Origin of the sequence: Sorangium sp. So ce426, from assembly GCF_051475585.1 — a bacterium.
Taxonomy (GTDB): domain Bacteria; phylum Myxococcota_A; class Polyangia; order Polyangiales; family Polyangiaceae; genus Sorangium; species Sorangium cellulosum_B.
On record NZ_CP150341.1, the window covers coordinates 1,845,203 to 1,864,457 of the forward strand.

A 19,255-nucleotide genomic window follows, 5' to 3' on the forward strand; every position below is an offset into this window, starting at 1 on the left:
GAGATGTTTCGCATGGAGAGGGCGGAGGCCGAGGCGCTCCTCGGTCTCGCGGAGGTGGTCCACCTGGCGTCGACGACGGCCGAGGGCGAGCCGGTCTTGAGGACGGTGCACGGCGTCGTGGTCCGGGGCGCGATCGCGTTCCACGGCGCGCCCGTGGGCGAGAAGACCGAGGCCGTCGGCCGGCCCGCGGTGGTGTCGTGCGAGCAGGTCGTCGCGTCGATCCCGAGCTACTTCACCGATCCGGAGCGGGCGTGCCCGGCGACGACGCTCTACCGGAGCGCGCAGGTCCACGGGGTGATCGAGCGCGTGGACGATCCGGATCACAAGGCCGAGGTGCTGGAGGCGCTGATGCAGAAGTACCAGCCCGAGGGCGGGTACACGCCGCTCGACGCGTCGAGCCCGCTCTACCGCAAGGCGATCGCCGGGATCCTCGTGCTCGCGGTCCCGCTGTCGCGGCTCGACGGCAAGGCGAAGCTCGCGCAGAACCGGACGCCCGAGGAGCGGGCGCGGATCCTCACGAAGCTCTGGGAGCGGGGTGCGCCGGGCGATCCCGCGGCGATCGAGCTGCTCCGCGGCGCTTGCCCGGACACGCCGGTGCCCGGGTTCCTGGAGGCGCCGGCGGGCTGCGTGCTCGCGTGCGCGCTGGGCCCGCGCGACGTGGCCGAGGCGGTCGATCTGCTGGAGGGCGGCTACTGGAACCAGGGCGTGTCGCGCGAGGCGATCGCGCGGGCGCTGCTCGGCTCGTCGGCGTGGGTGGGCGCGCGCGACGCGGCGGCCCGGCTCGTGGCGACGGCGCGGGCGATCAGCGACGGGAGCAGGCGCGCGTGGATGTACGACGTGATGGTCGCGCCCTCGCTGCGGGGCCGCGGCGTGGGCGAGGCGGTGGTGCGGCTGCTGCTCGGGCATCCCGCGCTCCGCGGCGCGAGCCACGTCCACCTGGGCACCCAGGACGCGCACACGTTCTACGCGCGGTTCGGCTTCCGCGACCGCGAGGCGCTGCCGCCGCGGCCGTTCACGTCGACGGAGATGCAGCTCGTCCGCGCGTGAAGCGGCGCTCGGGCGCGCGACGGGGCCGTGCGGCTGCGCGGCGGCGGCTCACGGGACGCATGGCGCATTCCGTAACAAACCATGACGATGTGTGCCACGCACGTTGGTGTGCACGACGCGAGATGCCGCGGTTTCGTCGATGTCCGTGCCGGCACACCCGTTGCGTATTCGCCGTCGCATGGGACGCACGTTATCCGCGTTTGCTGTTGCGCTCATGGCTCTCGCACCCGTCTGCACGACGATCGCGTGCGGTCCTGCTGCTCGCCCGTTCAACGACGACTACCTCGGGGGCAACGACGACGACCCCACGGGCGACGACGACCCCACGGGCAACGACGATCCCATGGGCAACGACGACGACCCCACGGGCAACGACGATCCCATGGGCAACGACGACGACCCGGCGAACCCAGAGCAGACTTCCGTCTGCGAGCCTCGACAGGCCGGGATTTCGGCTGATTTCGAGCTCATTGTGGAGGATTGGCCGAAAGAGCCGTCCGATGTCTATGATTACAATCTCGCCGCGCCCTGCCAGGTGGAGGCAGCCAGCGCAGCGTCGCGCGACCTCGCGTGTACGTCCGCAGACGGCACGGTGCACGGCCTGACGCTCACCATTTCCAATCCGCACATCCTCGGTGCCATTCCGGCGAGCGGTCCCGTGTTCCTCCGGGCGGCGCGATATGCCGAGTTCGACGCGGTCTATCAGTGGTTCGAGGTGCGCGCCGGCTCCGATGTCACGGGCGCGCTGCTCGCGGGAGGCGTTCGCGCTTCGAGCTGGACCCCTGAAGGCTACTTCGCGCCGATCTCGATGTTGCCGGCCACCGGAGAAGGATGTCCCCTAGAAATTCGAGATGAATACCGGAGCAGCCGCAGATCCCGGATCTCGTTCCGGGTCGGCGGTGTGCCCGGCGCATCGATTCTCGACGGTCACGAAGGTGATATCGACGCGAGCGGGGCATACCGCGCGATCGTGGGCACGAGCGTGGACAACTACGCGCGCGGCCCTGACGCCTACCTCCCGAGCGACGATCCGAGCTACGCTGATGAGTGGCGTGTCTTGATTGGCGCAAAAGCGAACGATGGCCCCTAGAACTTCGCCTGGGGCGCGCGGCCACGCCACCGACGCGACCGCCGCGGCGTCGGTCGGCCACCGTCGCGCCCTCGCCGGCGATCAACGCGCGGAGGCTCGGGGAACCAGCTCCCCACCTTGCGCTCGCGTGGATTCCGGGCGAAGCGCAGACCAGCCAGCCGCGAACGTTGCGGAAAGGCAGAGGACCCAGCGCGCCACAGTGGATTCGAACCACTGGCCTTCGGCTCCGGAGGCCGACGCTCTATCCAGCTGAGCTAGTGGCGCACTCTCGCGGGTTTCGCGAGGGGCCCCGAACCTACCCAAGACCGGGCTCTCGCGCAACCCCATTCCTGCACCTTTGCGCGTTGCCGCCCTCCCGCCCCGCCGTCCCCCCGCCGTCACCCGTCGTCACCCGTCGTCACCCGTCGTCACCCGTCGCTCGCCGAGGGCCCGCGCCAGCCGTGGCGCCGCCGCCGCCCGCCCGCGAGGGCGGCGGCGCGACGGCCAAAATTTGGCCCCCTGCCCGTCTGTCCGGCATTCCCGGAGCATGGATGCCCGACAGCGAAGCTCCGCGCTCCCGGCCCCGGCGCGCGGACCCCTCCCGCTCGCCCTGGCCGTCGTCGCCCTTGCCCTGCCGGCCTGCACCGGCGGGGAGAACGCGACGCCCGAGGGCATCATCAGCCTGTCCGCGGGCGCGGCCCAGAAGGCCGCCGAGAACGACCCCGCCACCCTGCCGCGCCCGGACGGGCCCCGCATCGGCGCCGTGCAGATGGTCGCGCCCATCTACGAGAAGGCGGACCGGCGCTCGGCCAAGCTCGGCTACCTCCGCGCGGGCGGGACGGCGCCCCGCGGGGAGAAGCCTGCCGCGTTCGACGACTGCCAGGGCGGCTACTACCGCGTGCTGCCCGCCGGGTTCATGTGCGCGGACAGCGACGCCACGATCGACACGCAGCACCCGATCCTCCGGGCGCTCACGCGGCGGCCCGACCTGTCCAAGCCGATGCCGTACCCGTACGCCTTCGTCCGGGCCATCGCGCCGAACTACTACCGGATGCCGTCCACGAAGGAGCAGCTCAAGTACGAGATGAGCCTGGAGCGGCACCTCCGCAGCTACAAGAAGCTCAAGAAGAAGTGGGACGAAGTCAAGGTCGGCGCCAACGACGTGCCGCTCGACGCGGCGGGCAACGCCGTCGCCGACCCGCCCGCGGAGCCGCCCGAGCTCGGCGACAGCGAGCTCTTCGGCGGCAACGGCAGCGACGAGATCCCCTGGTTCTTCAAGGGCGGCCGGCAGCTCCCGAACATCTCGTCGTTCAAGGTCCCAGGGTACGCGATCATCACCAACCGGATCGCGCGCAAGGCAGGGCTCGCCCTCGTCGACACCTTCATGGGCGACGGCGGGCGGCGCTTCGCCCTGACCACCGACGCGCGGCTCGTGCCCACCTCGAAGCTCAAGCCCGCCCGCGGCTCCACGTTCCACGGCGTCGACATGACCAAGGGATGGGAGCTGCCGCTCGCGTTCGTGCACCGGCAGGGCGCGAAGCGCTACGACATCTCCGGCGGCGAGATGGAGAAGGCGGGCGCGCTGCCCTGGCACACCGCCGTGCAGCTCACGGGGCGCTCGAAGAAGGTCGGCGGCGCCCGCCTCGTCGAGGCGAAGGACGGGACGTGGGTGCGCGACTCCGACGTCGCCATCGCGGTGAAGCCCTCGGAGCTGCCGTCGTTCGCGCAGGGGAACGTGAAGTGGATCGACATCTCGATCCTCACCCAGACGCTGATCCTCTACGAGGGCAACAGGCCGGTCTACGCGACCGCGGCGGCGACCGGGCGCGACGGGCTCGGCGACCCCAAGAAGACCTTCTCGACCGTGCGCGGGACGTTCCGGATCCGCGACAAACACGTCACGACGACCATGGACGCGCACGAGGTCGACAACAAGTTCGAGCTCCGCGACGTGCCGTGGGTGCAGTACTTCGAGGCTGGCTACGCGATCCACGCGGCGCCGTGGCACGACGACTACGGCAAGCCGCGCAGCCACGGGTGCATCAACCTGTCGCCGATCGACGCGCGCCGGGTGTTCCTCTGGACCGATCCCCCCGTGCCCGACGGATGGCACGGGGTGAGCGCGGGGAAGGCCACGGGGGAAGGGACCATCGTCCACATCCATCCCTAGAGCGGGGCTCAGGAAGCGGCGCGGGTCAGTCCTCGTCGGCCTCGGCCTTGAAGCCGCTCTCCTTGATCACCTTGTCCTGCACCATCGGCGGGCAGACCTCCAGGTGCTCGACGTTCATCGTGAACGTGCCTTTGCCCTGGGTCATGCTCTTCAGCTTCGACTCGTACTCGAGCACCTCGGCGAGCGGGACGAACGCGTTCACGATCGTCTGGCTCTCGACCGAGTCCGTGCCGATGATCCTCCCGCGGCGGCTGTTGATGTCGCCGATGATGTCGCCCATCGCGACGCTCGGCACCGTCACCGAGAGCCGCACGATGGGCTCGAGCAGCACCGGCGCGCACTGCGCGGCGGCGGCCTTGAAGGCCTTGCTGCCCGCCATCTGGAACGCCGCGTCCGAGGAGTCGACGTCGTGGTACTTGCCGTCGAAGAGCCGGACCTTGACGTCGATCATCGGGTAGCCCGCCAGGACGCCCTTCGACATCGACTTGACGATGCCCTTCTCGACCGAGGGGATGAACTGCCGCGGCACGGCGCCGCCCACGACCGCGTCCTCGAAGACGAAGCCGCCGCCGCGCGGCAAAGGCTCCATGTCGATGTAGCAGACGCCGAACTGGCCATGTCCGCCCGTCTGCTTCTTGTGCTTGCCCTCGATGTTCGTGGCCTTCTTCGAGATCGTCTCCTTGTAGGCGATGTGCGGCGGGCCGAGCCGACAGTCGACCCCGACGCGCCGGCGGATGCGCTCCACCGTGATCTCGAGGTGCAGGGCGCCGAGCCCCGAGACGACGAGCTCGCGGGTCGACGCGTCCTGGTGCACGCTGAGCCCCGGGTCCTCCTCGGTCAGCCGGTAGAGCGCGTTGCCGACCTTGTCCTCGCCGCCCTTGGCGTCGAACCGCACGCCGCGCGAGAAGAGGGCCGGCGGCAGCTCCGGCGCGGAGAGCAGGAACGCGTGCCTCTCGTCCGAGAGCGTGTGCCCGCTCAGCGTCGCCTTCAGCTTGTGCAGCGCCACGATGTCCCCGGCGCGCGCCTCGTCCACCTGCTTGTGGTCCTTGCCGACCACGCTGTGGATCTTGCCGAGCCGCTCCGAGCCGCCCGTGCTCGCGTTGAGCACCGTGGCGTCGGGCCGGAGCACGCCGGAGAGCACGCGCACGAACGAGGTGCGGCCGGCGTGCGGATCGATCGAGGTCTTGAAGACGAACGCCGCGGCCGGGGCCTCCGCCGACGACGGCCGCTCCGCGGCCTGCGGCGCGGCGCCGGGCTTGCCGCTCGGGACGACGCCGCTCCAGGCCGGGTGCTCGGTCGGCGGCGGCACGAGCTCGACGATGCCGTCGAGCAGCGCGGCGACGCCGCTCGGGCGGACCCCGGAGGCGAAGTAGACCGGGATCAGCGCCCCCTGGCGGACCGCGGCGCGGAGCCCCTGATCGAGCTCCTCCTGCGTGAGATCGCCCTCGGTCAGGTACCGCTCGGTGAGCTCGTCGTCGCTGCCGGCGACGTCGTCGACGAGCTTCCCCCGGGCCTTCTCGACGGCGCCCGCGGCGTCGGCCGGCACGGGAGAGCCGGCGGCCGTGGCGGGCGCCTCGGGTTTGTCGAGCCAGGCCTTCTTCGTCCGGATGGCGACGACCCCCCGGTGCTGGAGCCCCTCGCCGACGCGCTCCTCCATCACCGCGAGCGGCGCCTTGAGGCGCGCGCGGACCTCGGCGAGCACCTCGTCGGGGCGGGCGTTCTCGGCGTCGACCTTCGTGACGACGACCATGCACGGTAGCTTTGCGTCCCTCACCCAGCCGAAGACGCGCTCGGTGATCGGCTGCACGCCGTCCTTGCCGCTCACGACGAGGATGGCCGCGTCGACCGCCGCGAGGGCGAGCCGCGTCTCGGCGAGGAAGCTGCCCTCGCCCGGCGTGTCGACGAGGTTGACCTTCTTCCCCGCCCAGGAGAGGTGCGCGACGCTCGCCTCGAACGAGCAAACGTGCTCTTTTTCCTCGGCGGTCTCGTCGAGGACACTCGACTTGTCGTCCACCTTGCCGAGCCTGGCCGTCGCCTTGGCGACGTACAGCATGGCCTCGGCAAGCGATGTCTTCCCAGCCCCCTTGTGCCCGATGATTGCAACGTTCCTGATGTCCCCTGCCTCAGTCGTTGTCATCCCTCGTTCGTACCAATCCCCGTCGAGATCGAGAAGGCCGGCACGCGATTTTTGCGGCGCTTTCCTCGGGGCAGGAGGTCAGCGAAGCCGGGCAGCGAGTCGCTCACCCGAGCTCTGCCGCGACGCGCTGCGGCGTGCTCTGGCGATTTGCGCTTGTCCGGCGCTGCCTGAGTGGAGCGCTCGTCCGGGAGCTCGGCGCACGAAATGAGCACTCTCCGCCTCGCGCTCCAGATGGTCCTCGGGATCGCGCTGCCGTTCGCGCTGCAGCGCTGGGACCGACGGCGGCTCACGCCCGAGCAGCGCGCCGCTTGCTGGAACGGAGCGACCTGGGGCGCGGCCCTCTACGCGTTCGGCCCGCTGTCCATGCTCGGGTGGTGCTGGGTCACGCGCGGCGTCCAGCACGGGCGGCCGGGGGCGCGTGGAACACGCGGAACAGCGCTCTTCCGCGCGCTGAAGGCGCTCGGGCTCGGCGCGGCGTCCGCTGCAGCGCTCGTCCTGATCCTGAGCGGCGTCGATTATCTCGTCGCGCTCGCATTGGGGCTCCCGCCGTGAGCCGCGTGGATGGCACGCGGAACGCATGGACGCGGTGTCGATGGCTCGATGGCCCATGAAAATAGCCGCGGATGCCGCGGATGCCGCGGATGCCGCGGATGCCGCGGATGATGGAGATGGCTGCAGGCCGGCCGGCCGGCCAGCTGGCCGGCCAGCCAGCTGCGCCAAAATGCGTGAAGAACGGACATTTTCGTGCCCGGGTGTCACTAGACGACACGTCATGGACGCGATAGCAGCACTCTGAATCTGTTATTCAGGGGACAGGCTTTGACTCTGTCCGCGGAGCTCGCGGACACACACCGAGGCAGTGCGTTGACGTCGCTGAAGCCCAGAGGAGAGGATCGCGCGGCCGCACGGGAGCGGACCGACGCGTGGACCGACGCTGAACGTGCGCCGCGGGCGGCCGAGGGCGGCCCGAGGTGGCAAGAGATCGTCGCCGGCAGGTACGCGGTGGAGACCCGGATCGGCGCCGGCGGCGTGGGCGTCGTCCAGCTCGCCACCGATCGCCTGTCGGGCCAGCGCGTCGCGCTCAAGCGCGTCGATCCGAGGCTCGTCGAGAACAGGCACGCCGTCGATCGGCTGCTCCGGGGCGCCCGCGCCGCGCGCGCGCTCAAGGGCAGGTACGTCGCGCGGATCCTCGACGTCGGGGTCGAAGGTGGCGCGCCGTTCGTTGTCAGCGAGTACCTGGAGGGCTCCGACGTCACGAGCTACCTGCGGCGCCGCGGGCCGATCCGGGTCAGGGAGGCGGTGAAGTACCTCCTGCAGATCTGCGAGGCGGTCGCCGAGGCGCACGGCATCGGGATCCTCCACCGGGATATCAAGCCCGAGAACCTCTTTCTCAGCTTCGGCGACGGCGCCCCGAGCGTGAAGGTCCTCGACTTCGGGGTGTCGGCCGTCGCCTGCGGCGTCGAGAGCGAGGGGCCGAACGCTGCCTCGGGCGCCATGCGGACGTCGCTGCTCTTCATGGCGCCGGAGCAGATGCGGTCGGCGGGCGGCATCGACGAGCGCGCCGACATCTGGTCGATCGGCGCGGTCGCCTACGCGCTGCTCTGCGGGGCGAGCCCGTTCGATGCGCCGACCGAGCTCGAGATCTGCACCAAGGTCCTGACCGAGCCGCCCGCGCCCTTTCCGGCGGGCGTCGAGCCCCCGGAGCTGCGGGCCCTCCTGCTGCGCTGCCTCGCCAAGGACCCGGAGGCGCGCCCCTCGGACGTCGCGAAGCTCGCGTTCGCGCTCGCGCGCTTCGGGGGCGAGGGCGCGGAGGACGCGGCCGAGCGCGTGTGGGAGGCGCTCCGGGCGGACGAGACCGTCCGCATGGCGACGCCTGCTCCGGTCGCCGCGGACGAGTGGGAGGCCGACACGCTGGCGGACCTGCCGAGGATGTCGCCCGACGATCTCTTGAGCGACCTCGAGACGACGGCCAAGTGGGAATCTCCCGCAGGCCGTCTGTCCGACGCCACGCTGGTGTCGCACGCGGGGGCGGGGTGGGACGGCGGCGATCAGCTCCGGGCGAGCCGGACTCCGCCCCCGCCGGTCCTGACGGTGAGCCCGCCGGAGCGCCGCTCCGATCCCCAGGCGGGCAGGCCAGGGCAGCAGCCGACCGCCGAGGACACGCCCGTTCCGCTCGGCCGCAAGGTCGTGCACCGCGTCAGCGACGGCGCGGCGCCTCGCGTCACGCCGGTGCTCCCGGCGCGTGCCCTGGCCGAGGCCGACGCGGAGCGGCTCACGGTGGTGCGCCGGGGGCCGTCGCCGTGGCCCCGGCGGCTCGCGATCGCGTTCGCGCTGTTCGGGATGCTCGCGGGGATCGGCGGCGTGTGGCTCGTGCAGATGCGCACGCTCGACGGAGGCGGGAGCGCGCTGCCTGCGGCGAAGGGGCTGGCGGAGCGCGCGGTCCAGGAGGCGCGCTCGTCGGTCGTGGCGAGGCGATCGAGCGTGGCCGTCCCTGTCGAGCCCGAGCCCCTGGCGGCCGAGCCCCTGGCGGGTGAGCCCCCGGCGGCCGAGCTGGTTCCCGCGAGCGTCGCGGGCCCCGACAGCGAGGCGCCGCGGGTGGCGCAAGCGCGAGGGGCCCGGCCCGACGCGCGGCGCCCCGACGTCATCTACGACGAGGTCGAGCGCGAGCGGCGGCGGCGGCGCGAGAAGCTCGAGCGCGAGCAGGCGTGGCGCGAGGCGACCACCCGCGCGCGGCAGGAGCGCGACGCGTCCCAGCGCGCGCCGGTGCAGCCTGCCGAGGGCGCGCGCGAGCCGCAGCAGCCCGCGGAGAGCGACGCCGCGCAGCGACCCCAGGCGAGCGACGGCGGCTGACGTCCGCGGCCCGGCGGTCCGCCTCAGCGCTCGCAGGCCGAGGCCTACGCCGCGGCGATTCGCGCCGTTCCTCGACGCGCGCACGTGCGCCGGCTTCTTCGTCTGGCGGCTCTATGCCGATCCGGAGGACGTCTCGCAGGTGGCCGAGTGGGGCTTCTCGCCGAGGGGTAAGCTGGCGAGGGTTCCGATCCAAACGCGATCCGAAAGTCAAGCCCTTCGTAACGGTGGTCCCACCGTACGCCCACGCTGCACGCGTTGGTTGAACTAGAACAACGATCACGTTGGGCGAGCGAGAAATGAACCGCCAAGGCGCCGAGGACGCCAAGACGAAGACAAATTCTTGGCGTCTTCGGCGCCTTGGCGGTTCGAATTTCTGCTCTTTCGCGCGGTTTCAACCCGTTTGTCGTTCTAGGGCACCACGCTTGCGCTCTACGATCACCTCGGTCTGAGCACGCCGGCCAGGCAGTGGTGGCAGAAGTTTGGAATGGTGCGCGCCAGAAGCCTGGTGATAGCGTCCGAAACGAGGAGAAGCAGGTCCGTGAAAGTCTTCCGTACCAAGGTTCTCGCCTGCGGTCTGGTGGCATTCGTTGTGTACTCGATGACCCCAGGGTGCGTCATCCGGTTTGGCCCGAGCGCCGAGGGGGATTCGACCGGCGACGGGACGGACACGGGCGCGACGCCGGAGAATCCGGTCACTCCAGAGCCCACGCCGGAGGACGAGGCCGCTGCGGCGTTCGCCCAAGTGGATCCGCAGCAACTCGCGCTCGCCGAGGCCAAGGCGTCGCTGACCACGGCCTACCTGGTCGCCCAGGCGGAGTCTTCGGGCATCGATCCCAGCACACTCGACGCCGTCGCGCTCGAACAGCTCATGCAGCAGTACCCTTCCCGCGGCGGCGGCCTCGGCGGAGGCGTGGCTCGCGACGCTGGATCCGGCGACGTTCCCGGCATGGCGTGAAAAGCCCGAATGCGAATTCGATGAAGGTTGCGCTTCTCGTGTGCCATGCAAATACAATGCTCCGCCGGTAAGGCACATGTGTCATGTCACCGATTGTGGCAAGTCCAGATGTTCTATCTGTCCTGAGTGGGTGGCCGAGCTCTTGAAGAGCCTGGTGGTTACGTCCTGGTGTGCATACGTTTGTGCCGAGCTTGGAAAGCCGTCGCAGACCAGTGTGGTCGCGATCGGAGCCGGGGGTGTTTCCGCGTTGAATGGCCATTTCGTGGGTCCCATCTGCACGGACCCGTGAGCGGCAAGCCATGACGGACGACCTCAAGACACATGTGCTTGAACAGGGCGCTGGGAGCGCGACGCCGGCCCCGCCCGTAGCGGCGGCGGACCAGGCGCGAGAGCTCGCGATCGGCCTCTCAGCCGCGCTGCACGTTGCGGGGCTCCTGGCGGCGCCGCGCCTGCTTGCTAAGGCGATCCGAACCCAAGAGCAGGCGCCGGCCGCGGAGGCTCTCGCGGTGGTGATCGAGAATGCCCTGACGACGTTTCGCTCCTCCAGCGACGCGACGGGTCTTGTTGCGTCGCTGGAGGAGCTGCGCGCTCGCCTCGTGACATGGGAAGGGAAGAGCCCGGCGTCGGAGCCGATCGTCGAGGCCGCGCGCAGGGTGCTCCGGGCGCTGAACGTTCGGGAGCCGGACGAGGGGTGGGATCGCTGGGAAGGCGCAAGTGAGGAGCAATCGGTGCCGCCTGCGTGGCCAACGCTCAGCATCCTCCGCGCGGATCCGATGACGCTCGAAGCATGGCTTGCGTTCGACGGCCCCGGCGAGCTCTGCGACGGCGTTCTCGTCGAAGAGAAGACCTCGACGGCGCTGGAGGAAGCCGTCGCGAGCTGGTTTCTCGCGGTGCTGCGCGCGTGGGCATCACCGCGCGGGGGGGTCGTGTACGGCCGAGGGCACAAGCTCGTCGTATCGACGTCGACGGGCCGAAAGCCCGATGTTTGCATCTACATGCCGAACAACCCGCCCGCCGACGCTGGCGCGCCATCGACGCCGGTCCTGGTCCTGGAGGTGGTCTCCGCAAACCGCGCGGATCACCGGCGTGCACGCTTGACGACCAGTCGGGAATACGGCGCGCTGGGCGTGCGATGGTACTGGATCGTCGATGCACTTGAGCGCACGTTCGAGATTCTCGAGCTCGGGTCCGGAGGCCGCTACATCGTGTTCCTGGATGCGATCGACGGCACGATGTCCCAGGTGGGTCTGGAGGGGCTCGCCATCGACCTCGACGCCCTATGGGCCGCCGTTGCTTCGGCGAAACCTTGACCACCGGCCGTGGGCGCTCCCCGTTTTATCTGTAGCGCTCTCACGCGGGGCGTGGGGCGATCTCGCGCGCGAGCCGCAGCAGCCCGCGGAGAGCGACGGCGCGCAGCGACCCCAGGCGAGCGACGGCGGGTGACGTCCGCGGCCCGGCGGTCCGCCTGCCTGGTATAAGGCGGCCCGTGCCAGGGATGAGTCGAAGAGGTTGGGCGCTCGCCCGCGCAGCGGGCGCGGCGCTCGCCGTGTCGGCGGCGGTGGCCGGCGCTCCTGTGCGCTCTGCGAGCGCCGCGCCGCGGGTCGCGCAGCAGGCGCCGCGGGTCGCGCCGGAGCACCTGCCGTACGGCGCGGCGGGGTGGGCCGTGTCTGGCTGGGGCGGCGTGCGCGGCGTGACGATCGGGCCGATCGAGAACCTGCGGCACCCGGGCCGAGGCTACGGCACCGCTGCGAGCGGGCGGGCGATGGATGAGGCGGTCGCCATGGGCGCGACGTGGGTCAGCCTGACGCCGTTCGGCCGCGTGTGGGACGGCAAGGGCACGGGCGTCGATCTCGTCTTCGAGGCGCCGTTCGAGGAGAACCGGCGCAACGTGCTCGCGGCGATCGCGCAGGCGCACGCGCGCGGGCTCAAGGTGCTGCTCGTCCCGCACCTCTGGGTCGAGAGCGGCGAGTGGCGGGCCCTCATCGACCCCGGGGACGACGCGGGCTGGGCGCGCTGGGCCGAGTCGTACCGCCGGTTCCTGCTCACGTGGGCCGCGGTCGCGCGCGAGGGCGGCGCGGAGATGCTCAGCGTGGGCGTCGAGCTGCGGAGCTGGGTGACGACGCCGCGGGCGGCGAGCTTCCTGCCGATCATCGAGGCGGTGCGCCGCGTGTACCCGGGGCTGCTCACCTACTCGGCGAACTGGGACGACGTCGAGCACACGCTGATCTTCGACGCGCTCGACCTCATCGGCATCAACGCGTTCTACCCGCTGGCGGAGCGCGAGGGCGCGTCGTTCGAGGAGCTCCTGCGCGGCGGGCGCAAGGTGGCGGCCGGGGTGGACGCCGTGGCGCGCGCGTGGGGCAAGCCGATCCTGCTGACGGAGATCGGCTACACCACGCGGCGCGATCCCGCCGTGCGCCCGTGGGAGTGGCCCGACCGCATGAAGGGCGTGGTGGTCGACCAGCGCTCGCAGGCCGAGGCCTACGCCGCGGTGATCGCGCCGTTCCTCGACGCGCGCACGTGCGCCGGCTTCTTCGTCTGGCGGCTCTACGCCGATCCGGACGACGTCTCGCAGGAGGCCGAGTGGGGCTTCTCGCCGAGGGGCAAGCTCGCGGAGCTCGTGCTGCGCGACGCCTTCGCCACCCGCTGGGCCGCCGACGGCCCCCGGCTGCCCGGCGACGCGCTCGGCGGGCACCGCGCCCGCACCCCGGGGCTCTTCGGCTGGGAGCTCGATCCCGACGAGTAGCCGAGCTGCTTGCGCTTGCACTCGCCGGCCGAGCTCAGCGTAGAATCGCGCTCGCGGGGGAGGGCGAAAGGAGAGCGCAGAGACATGGCAGCTTATGGGTACAGTCACGTCCCCGACCGGGGGTTCCACGCGTTCATCGGTGATCTCGAGGAAGGGGCGTGGAGGGAGATCTCGACCGACAAGTACGACGCGCCGGATCAGGTAGCGCCGCTGCTCCTGGAGGCGCCGCGGCCGGTGGCGTGGAAGCTGCGCGCGCGGTGGAGCATCGCGCGGCTCGACGAGGTCCTGGCGGTCGCGTCGGACGACGTGCTCCGCTCGCTCGACGCGGCATGGGATTCGGCGCAGCGGGCGTTCGATTACACGGTGGCCGCGGCCGAGGAGCACGAGGACGCGGCCGTGCGCACGGCCGCGACGCGGGTCCGGCGCGCCATGCTGAAGGGGGGCGGCACCGGGCAGACCACCCTGACCTATGGCGCCGAGGTCGATTTCGGGCGCTCGCAGCTGGAAGCGGCCAAGAACAAGCGCATGGAGGCCGATCTCAAGAAGATCGGCGCGCTCGCTCACCTCAAGCGGATCGAGGCAGCGACCGACGCGCTGGCGAAGGGGATGGGTCGCGGCGCGGTGGAGGGCCGGCCGGGCGCGCGGTCGACGCGCTTGCGCGAGGCCATCGGGGTCTGCGTGACCGCCTTCAACAGCATCCACGACGAGATGGTCTGGCTCCTCGAGCACCTGCCCGCGGGGAAGAAGCGCGAGCAGGTCGAAGCGCTGCACAGGCCGTTCCTCGAGCTGCTCAAGCGGTATCCCCCGCCGGCGGCCAGCGCCGGGGCGGAGCCGGAAGAGGGGGGAGTCGAGGCCGACGCGGCTTCGGGCGACAAGCCGGCGTGAGGCGCTGCGGTTCCTCGCAGCAGCGGAGAGCAGGTCGCCGGTAGGCTCGCCGGTGCTGCGAGCGGGTCGCGACCGGGCTTGCAGCACCTGCGAGCGGGTCGCGACCAGGCTTGCGGCACCTGCGAGCGGGTCGCGACCAGGCTTGCGGCACCTGCGAGCGGGTCGCGACCGGATCGTGTCTGTCTCATCGGGGTGGTGATCATGGGCTGCGACGAAGCCGTGAAGAACGGCACCGAGCTCCAGAGCGTGTTCGACGGAGTCGATCTCCCTGACAACACGCGTCGGGTCTATAGCGCGCAATGGCACCATTTCGTGGGGTGGTGCGCCACGCGCGCCTCGCTCGGGCGCCCGGCTCGCGCGCTTCCGGCGCGGCCGCGCCTCGTGGTCGCCTATCTCGCCGCGCTCGCCGAGGGCGGCCGGTCGGCTTCAACGCTGAGAGGCGCCTGCACCGCCATCGGCAAGGCGCACGAGCTGCGCGGCTTCGCGCCGCCGACGAGCCATCCGATCGTGGTCGCCTGGCGGCGCCGGCTCATCGAAGCAGGCGATCAAGAGCCCCAGAAAGCCGCCGAGCTGACAGCGGCCCAGGTCGCGCAGATGACAGCGGCCATGGGCGCTCACAGGGTCGACCTGCGCGATCGCGCCCTGGTGCTCGTCGGCTATGCGGCGAGGCTCCGGCGCTCGGAGCTCGTCGGACTGGATGTCACCGACGTCGTCTTCCGCGATGAAGGGATCGAGCTCCTGGTGCCGGCGCGGAGGATCGTCATCCCTCCAGGGCGTCACCAGCACACGTGTACCCCGGGCGCGGTGCGGTCATGGATCGACGCTGCCGCGCTCGCGCCGAGCGGACCGCTGTTCGTCGGGATCAATCGATGGGGGCAGCTGGGCGGCCGGCTGTCCGATCGCGCCGTCGGCTTGATCGTCCAGACCAGGGCCAGCAAAGCCGGCCTGTCGATCGAGGGCATCAGCGCCGACTCGCTCCGCGTGGGCTCCCGGGGCGAGCGCCGGCTCCTGTGAGGTCTCGGCGTTGGCGACGCGTCCGGTGCTCGCGCCGGACGCGTCTCCAGGTCAGCCCCTCGCGCAGTCACTTCCGTTATTGCTTGCGTTGGTTCCGATGTTGAAGCACAGTTTGGCAAGACGACGGGCGCATTCCCGACCACCCGCGATGCCTGAGCGCGGCGATGGGTCGGCGCGTCAGCGCCTCAGTGTGTCGAGGGGCGTGTTCAGCTCACGGGGGGCCGGCGACCATGGATCGCGACGAAGCCGCGAAGACAAGCACGGAGCTCCAAAGCCTGTTCGAGGGTGTCGCGCTGTCCGACAACACGCGCCGGCTCTACGCGGCGCAGTGGCGGAAGTTCGTGGGCTGGTGCGCCGCGCGCCCTTCGCTCGCGCTCCCCGCTCGGCCCCGGCTTCTGATCCTCTATCTCGCCATGCTTGCCGAGGAGCGTTTGTCGGCTTCAACGCTGAAGGTCGCTTGCAACGCGATCGCCAAGGCTCATGAGCTGCACGGCCACGTACCGCCCATGAGCCACCCGCTCGTGATGACGTGGCTGCGTCGTCTCACGGACACATGCTCTCACGAACCGCAGAGAACGGCCGGCCTGACGGCGGCTCAGCTGCGGCGGATCGTGGCGGTCATGGGGGATGACCTGGCCGCCTTCCGCGACCGCGCGCTGCTGCTCGTGGGCTTCTCGGCGAGGCTTCGACCCGCGGAGCTCGTCGAGCTGAACGTCGCCGACGTCGTCCGCCGCGGCGAAGGGATCGAGCTCCTGGTGCCGGCGCGGCGGATCCTCATCCCGCCGGGGCATGATGCGATCACGAGCACGCCGCTCGCGGTGTGCTCGTGGATCGACGCCAGCGCGCTGGTGCCCAGCGGGCCGCTCTTCGTCGGGATCAACCGATGGGGGCAGTGCGGTGGACGGCTGTCCGAGCGCGGGGTCACCCTCATCGTGCAGGCCAGGGCTCGCAAGGCGGGCCTGTCGATCGAGCGCATCAGCGCGGATTCGCTTCACCGCGGCTCGCGAGACGAGCGCCGACTTCTGTAGCGGGCGCGGCGTCGGTGCCGCACCCGGACCTGATAGCGAAGAGCACTACGCCGCGGCTGCCGGCTGGGGCTGCGCCGCGCGTTCTGGAGGTCAGACATGCACCGGGTACTCGATACGATGGTGTCTTTATCGCCGATAGCGTTGGCGATCATGGCGTGTTTCGCGTTCGGCCTGGCCCTCGCCGCGCGCGAGACGCTGGGGAAGGAGCGCGGGCTCCGCGCGGCCGCGGAACGAGCGCGCGATGCGGCGCTCAAGACGCTGGCCGCGAACAAGGACTGGGAGCTCGAGGAGATCGGCCGGTTCAGGCGCCTGCTCGACTGCCACATCGACGCGATCGTCGCCGAAGCGACGGAGTTTCGAGAGCGGGCCGTCCCGTCGCCGGGGGTGGTCCTGGAGGGCTTGTGCTCCTGGCACGCCGACTGGAAACGAGATCTGGCCCGGACCACCGGCCTCCAGCCGGTCGAGGTGGACAGGCTGTTGAAGAACGCGTTTCCGGTGACGCCGGGCCTCGCGCGGAAGCTGGAGCTGTTCACCGGCGCGCCCGCTCGCTACTGGGAGCACCTGTGGCGGCTGCACGACGATTACCGCGCGGAGGTGGATCAGACGGTCGTGATGCTGATCGACGGCGCGCAGCGCGGGCGGCGGGATGGGGGTGGAGCGCCTCCCGAGCCGCGTCCCGTGCTCCAGCTCGTCGATGACGGCCGCGCCGTCGCGGAGCCGGCGGCGCCACGCGTTCCGCCGGTCAGTCGCCCGGTCGCACCGCAGCCGTCCGCGGCTCCGCCTGTCCAGCGCGCTGCCGCGGAGCCCCGGCGCCCCGCCGTCGCCGAGCCGCCGGGCGCCAGCGCGGCCCGGCGTGAGCTCGGCGGCCTGCCTCCACCGCCGAAGCCGCGCGGCAAGCGTCCGGGCGCCGCGCTGACGCCGGGCGGGACGCCGGCGCTCGGGCGGGCCTCCACGCTCACGGACTTCCCGGTCCTGCGTGGAGACGCTCGCCCTGGCGACGGCGACCGATGGGCAGAGGTCGAGCGATCGCTCTTCGAGGCCACCCTGCCCGGCACGGGCAGCAAGCCTCGCGTGTAGGCCGGAGTTTCACCATGGGAGTCGATTCTATGGAGAGGACGAGGCTCGAAGAGACGCGCGCCTCGGCGCCGGCGCGCCTGTTCTGCAGTGAGAAGGTCCGCCGCGACGTGCTGTGCTGGCTCGCGCGCCTCGGGGTCCCGGAGCGAGATCGAGGTGATGTCGCGGGCCAGGTCTGGTTGCAGGCCTGGAAGAGCTGGCGCACGTTCGATCCGAGCCGCGGCAGCGCAGCGCGCTGGTTGAACAGGATCGCGGTGCACGTCGTAGCGCACTACCATGAGCGCGCGCGGCACCGCTGGGAGGAGCTGATGGACGACGCGCCGGACCTTGTTGATCCCGCGCCTGACGCCGCGGACGCGATGGCGAGCCGACGCGTCAAGGTTCGTATCGTCGAGGCGCTGGGAGAGATCGACTCGAAGCTCGGCGCGGTCCTCGTCTCGCACGATCTCGAGGGGATCCCCATGGCGCGTATGGCGGAGGCGGCCAAGCTGCCCCTGTCGACGCTGTACAAGCACCGCGCGAGGGCGCTCGCCGCGCTGCGCGCTGTGCTGGAGCGCGAGGGCGACCTGGAACGGAAGGGGAAGCCATGAGGCGAGCGAACCAAGAGACGAGGGGCTGGCTCCTCGGCGCTCCGACAGCCTGGTGTGGCGCGCCGGAGCTGGGTAGGGCCTTATTGCTCGCAGCAGAGGAACTCCGGGGGGCTCCGCACGATCTCGTCGACGACGACGGAGCGGCGCTGCACGGGGGCGCAGGCGCCCGCGAGGGGGGCCGCGGGCTCGGCCCGCAGCGCCGAGAATTTCGGTCGGGATGGCGACGGGAAGTCGTGGCACACGGGACCGTCCGTGAACGAGAGCGTCGCGCTGTCGAACGCCTGTTCGCAGGCCCTGTCAGCGTAGGCCATGATGTGTACGGTGCATTCGAGCTCGCTCGGCGGGGCGCACTCGCACGGCGAGCACATGCGGTAGTCGATGCGGTGCTCGGTGAACACACGTCGAAGGGGGAACTCGGCGGGGCAGGCGGCATTGATCGTCGAGGTCATGCAGGACACGAAGCCCGCGGGCGGCGCCAGCGCCGCGTCCGCCCGGCAAGCCCTCCCGATCTCGGCGGTGAGCGCCGGCGGTTCGGGGGTGGGCGAGGGCTCGCACGGCACGACGGCCGGAGGACGGTAGAGGATCGACTCGTAAGAGAGCGTGGGGACGGGCAAATCGGGGGCGAAACACGCGCCGTCCCAGCCCTCGGGCAGGTCGACGTGGTTCGTGGGCACCGTCTCTTCGCCGCACGCTGCGCCGAAGGTCTCGTACGCCGTCGAGGGCTTGCACGTGGCCGGCGCGCACGAGCACTCGCCGCAGTCCGGCGAGGGGTCCTCGTATTGCCAGCCGTCCCAGGCCGGCTCGGCGCCATCCGGGCAAGGGGGCGCCGCCGTCTCGTCGCCGGTCCAGAGCCACATGGGCTTTGGCTGCTCGATGTACGGTGTATCGAGGGCGCACGCCGCGGCGGTGACGCCAGCGAGCGCGAACGGCAGGACGGATCGCATCGTCGGGTGCTCCTGAGCTCTCGGTGGGCCGTTCCCCGGGCGAAGCGGCCGGTGCTCTACGCGGCGAGGAGGGGGGCCGGTGAGGGCGCGCGCGAGCCCGAGACCTTCCCGACGCCCATTGGCGCGCTTCATTTGTACGGCTCCGTGTTGCAGTTCGTGACATGAAACTTGGCGAACTCGAGACGGCCCTTGTTCCCGAACCGCGTCGCCACATCGCAGCTCTCGGCGGAGAACGTGCCGGCGGCACGGTCGCCGTCCGCCGCCGCGAAGGTGACCGGGCACGTGCCCACCACGTGGTAATAATCGTCGAGCATCGCGCCGACGCTCACCTCCGGAGACGACTCCGGCCATATCCTGAGAAACATGTTCGTGATGATGCCGGGGTCACGCTGGGCAACCTCCGCGTGATCCTTGCGGGTCAAGCGCATCCACGGGGAACCAGGAATGCTCACGTCGCAGCTCACGTCCCATGTACCGTCGCTCTGGATCGGCTGCGTACCATCTGCGCCTGTGTCCAGCGTGAACCGACGATCCCCCGCGAACTCGTTGAAGAGGAGGAACTGGGAGATGCCCGTGACCTCGGGATCCGGCTCTTCGCTGCACCCGAGCACGAGCGCCGTGAGGCCGAGGCACAGGAGCCGGCCAGGGCGCGCTCTCCAGTTTTCCGAGACCTTCGATGGGAAAGCGGCTCTGCTCTTCATGGGCTCACTTTCCTGCTGTCGCGCCTCTGGAACGAGCCGCGTGAC

The 19,255-nt window shown here is 71.0% G+C and carries 16 protein-coding genes and 1 tRNA gene; 13 read left to right on the plus strand and 4 right to left on the minus strand.

Annotated elements, in window-relative coordinates; all coding sequences use genetic code 11:
• The first annotated feature begins 12 nt into the window (after positions 1-12).
• The gene (locus WMF44_RS06940) at positions 13-1,047 is read left to right on the plus strand and encodes a GNAT family N-acetyltransferase (protein ID WP_437298334.1); all 1,035 of its coding nucleotides are present in this window, start codon (positions 13-15) and stop codon (positions 1,045-1,047) included.
• Between the two features lie 214 nt (positions 1,048-1,261).
• Positions 1,262-2,137 carry a hypothetical protein gene (locus WMF44_RS06945; RefSeq protein WP_437298335.1) on the plus strand — a complete coding sequence of 292 codons (876 nt, stop codon included), beginning with the start codon at positions 1,262-1,264 and terminating at the stop codon, positions 2,135-2,137.
• A 190-nt stretch (positions 2,138-2,327) separates the two neighbouring features.
• On the opposite strand, the gene WMF44_RS06950 is transcribed toward WMF44_RS06945, so the two are convergent.
• Positions 2,328-2,401 (minus strand) — tRNA-Arg (locus WMF44_RS06950).
• A 262-nt stretch (positions 2,402-2,663) separates the two neighbouring features.
• Between WMF44_RS06950 and WMF44_RS06955 the strand changes: the two genes are divergently transcribed.
• Positions 2,664-4,286: a L,D-transpeptidase gene (locus WMF44_RS06955; RefSeq protein ID WP_437298336.1), complete on the plus strand. Its 1,623-nt coding sequence runs from the start codon at positions 2,664-2,666 to the stop codon at positions 4,284-4,286.
• A gap of 25 nt (positions 4,287-4,311) precedes the next feature.
• Here the strand turns inward: WMF44_RS06955 and fusA are convergent, their stop codons facing one another.
• On the minus strand, positions 4,312-6,423 hold the full coding sequence (fusA, locus tag WMF44_RS06960; RefSeq protein WP_437298337.1) for an elongation factor G: 2,112 nt from the start codon (positions 6,421-6,423) through the stop codon (positions 4,312-4,314).
• Between the two features lie 204 nt (positions 6,424-6,627).
• On the opposite strand from fusA, the gene WMF44_RS06965 reads away from it, so the two are divergent.
• The 10 genes from WMF44_RS06965 (at position 6,628) to WMF44_RS07010 (ending at position 17,565) form a co-directional block, all read left to right on the plus strand.
• On the plus strand, positions 6,628-6,975 hold the full coding sequence (locus WMF44_RS06965; RefSeq protein ID WP_437298338.1) for a transcriptional regulator: 348 nt from the start codon (positions 6,628-6,630) through the stop codon (positions 6,973-6,975).
• A gap of 312 nt (positions 6,976-7,287) precedes the next feature.
• A complete protein-coding gene (locus WMF44_RS06970) occupies positions 7,288-9,273 on the plus strand; it encodes a protein kinase domain-containing protein (protein WP_437298339.1) in 1,986 nt (661 codons plus the stop codon).
• A 538-nt stretch (positions 9,274-9,811) separates the two neighbouring features.
• Complete coding sequence (locus tag WMF44_RS06975) at positions 9,812-10,228, plus strand: hypothetical protein (RefSeq protein ID WP_437298340.1); 417 nt, start codon at positions 9,812-9,814, stop codon at positions 10,226-10,228.
• 299 nt (positions 10,229-10,527) lie between these two features.
• Positions 10,528-11,538, plus strand: a complete 1,011-nt coding sequence (locus tag WMF44_RS06980; protein ID WP_437298341.1) for a Uma2 family endonuclease — start codon at positions 10,528-10,530, stop codon at positions 11,536-11,538.
• A 185-nt stretch (positions 11,539-11,723) separates the two neighbouring features.
• Positions 11,724-12,974 (plus strand): glycoside hydrolase family 113, encoded by a 1,251-nt coding sequence (locus tag WMF44_RS06985; RefSeq protein WP_437298342.1) that lies wholly within the window; start codon positions 11,724-11,726, stop codon positions 12,972-12,974.
• 84 nt (positions 12,975-13,058) lie between these two features.
• Positions 13,059-13,859 carry a hypothetical protein gene (locus WMF44_RS06990; RefSeq protein ID WP_437298343.1) on the plus strand — a complete coding sequence of 267 codons (801 nt, stop codon included), beginning with the start codon at positions 13,059-13,061 and terminating at the stop codon, positions 13,857-13,859.
• A gap of 201 nt (positions 13,860-14,060) precedes the next feature.
• Positions 14,061-14,873: an integrase gene (locus tag WMF44_RS06995; RefSeq protein ID WP_437298344.1), complete on the plus strand. Its 813-nt coding sequence runs from the start codon at positions 14,061-14,063 to the stop codon at positions 14,871-14,873.
• A 230-nt stretch (positions 14,874-15,103) separates the two neighbouring features.
• Positions 15,104-15,901, plus strand: coding sequence for an integrase (locus WMF44_RS07000; protein WP_437298345.1), 798 nt, complete (start codon positions 15,104-15,106; stop codon positions 15,899-15,901).
• 150 nt (positions 15,902-16,051) lie between these two features.
• The gene (locus WMF44_RS07005; RefSeq protein WP_437298346.1) at positions 16,052-16,978 is read left to right on the plus strand and encodes a helix-turn-helix transcriptional regulator; all 927 of its coding nucleotides are present in this window, start codon (positions 16,052-16,054) and stop codon (positions 16,976-16,978) included.
• 14 nt (positions 16,979-16,992) lie between these two features.
• Positions 16,993-17,565, plus strand: a complete 573-nt coding sequence (locus WMF44_RS07010) for an RNA polymerase sigma factor (RefSeq protein WP_437298347.1) — start codon at positions 16,993-16,995, stop codon at positions 17,563-17,565.
• Between the two features lie 80 nt (positions 17,566-17,645).
• On the opposite strand, the gene WMF44_RS07015 is transcribed toward WMF44_RS07010, so the two are convergent.
• Together WMF44_RS07015 and WMF44_RS07020 are read right to left on the minus strand one after the other, a co-directional pair.
• The gene (locus WMF44_RS07015; protein ID WP_437298348.1) at positions 17,646-18,509 is read right to left on the minus strand and encodes a hypothetical protein; all 864 of its coding nucleotides are present in this window, start codon (positions 18,507-18,509) and stop codon (positions 17,646-17,648) included.
• A 128-nt stretch (positions 18,510-18,637) separates the two neighbouring features.
• Positions 18,638-19,210 (minus strand): hypothetical protein, encoded by a 573-nt coding sequence (locus WMF44_RS07020; RefSeq protein WP_437298349.1) that lies wholly within the window; start codon positions 19,208-19,210, stop codon positions 18,638-18,640.
• Positions 19,211-19,255 lie beyond the last annotated feature (45 nt).

Coding starts and splice junctions, on each gene's coding strand:
- WMF44_RS07005 (WP_437298346.1), top strand. CDS start 16,052: ATGGCGTGTTTCGCGTTCGGCCTGGCCCTCGCCGCGCGCGAGACGCTG.
- WMF44_RS06990 (WP_437298343.1), top strand. CDS start 13,059: ATGGCAGCTTATGGGTACAGTCACGTCCCCGACCGGGGGTTCCACGCG.
- WMF44_RS07020 (WP_437298349.1), bottom strand. CDS start 19,210: ATGAAGAGCAGAGCCGCTTTCCCATCGAAGGTCTCGGAAAACTGGAGA.
- WMF44_RS06995 (WP_437298344.1), top strand. CDS start 14,061: ATGGGCTGCGACGAAGCCGTGAAGAACGGCACCGAGCTCCAGAGCGTG.
- WMF44_RS06940 (WP_437298334.1), top strand. CDS start 13: ATGGAGAGGGCGGAGGCCGAGGCGCTCCTCGGTCTCGCGGAGGTGGTC.
- WMF44_RS06980 (WP_437298341.1), top strand. CDS start 10,528: ATGACGGACGACCTCAAGACACATGTGCTTGAACAGGGCGCTGGGAGC.
- WMF44_RS07015 (WP_437298348.1), bottom strand. CDS start 18,509: ATGCGATCCGTCCTGCCGTTCGCGCTCGCTGGCGTCACCGCCGCGGCG.
- fusA (WP_437298337.1), bottom strand. CDS start 6,423: ATGACAACGACTGAGGCAGGGGACATCAGGAACGTTGCAATCATCGGG.
- WMF44_RS06965 (WP_437298338.1), top strand. CDS start 6,628: ATGAGCACTCTCCGCCTCGCGCTCCAGATGGTCCTCGGGATCGCGCTG.
- WMF44_RS06955 (WP_437298336.1), top strand. CDS start 2,664: ATGGATGCCCGACAGCGAAGCTCCGCGCTCCCGGCCCCGGCGCGCGGA.
- WMF44_RS07010 (WP_437298347.1), top strand. CDS start 16,993: ATGGGAGTCGATTCTATGGAGAGGACGAGGCTCGAAGAGACGCGCGCC.
- WMF44_RS06985 (WP_437298342.1), top strand. CDS start 11,724: ATGAGTCGAAGAGGTTGGGCGCTCGCCCGCGCAGCGGGCGCGGCGCTC.
- WMF44_RS06945 (WP_437298335.1), top strand. CDS start 1,262: ATGGCTCTCGCACCCGTCTGCACGACGATCGCGTGCGGTCCTGCTGCT.
- WMF44_RS07000 (WP_437298345.1), top strand. CDS start 15,104: ATGGATCGCGACGAAGCCGCGAAGACAAGCACGGAGCTCCAAAGCCTG.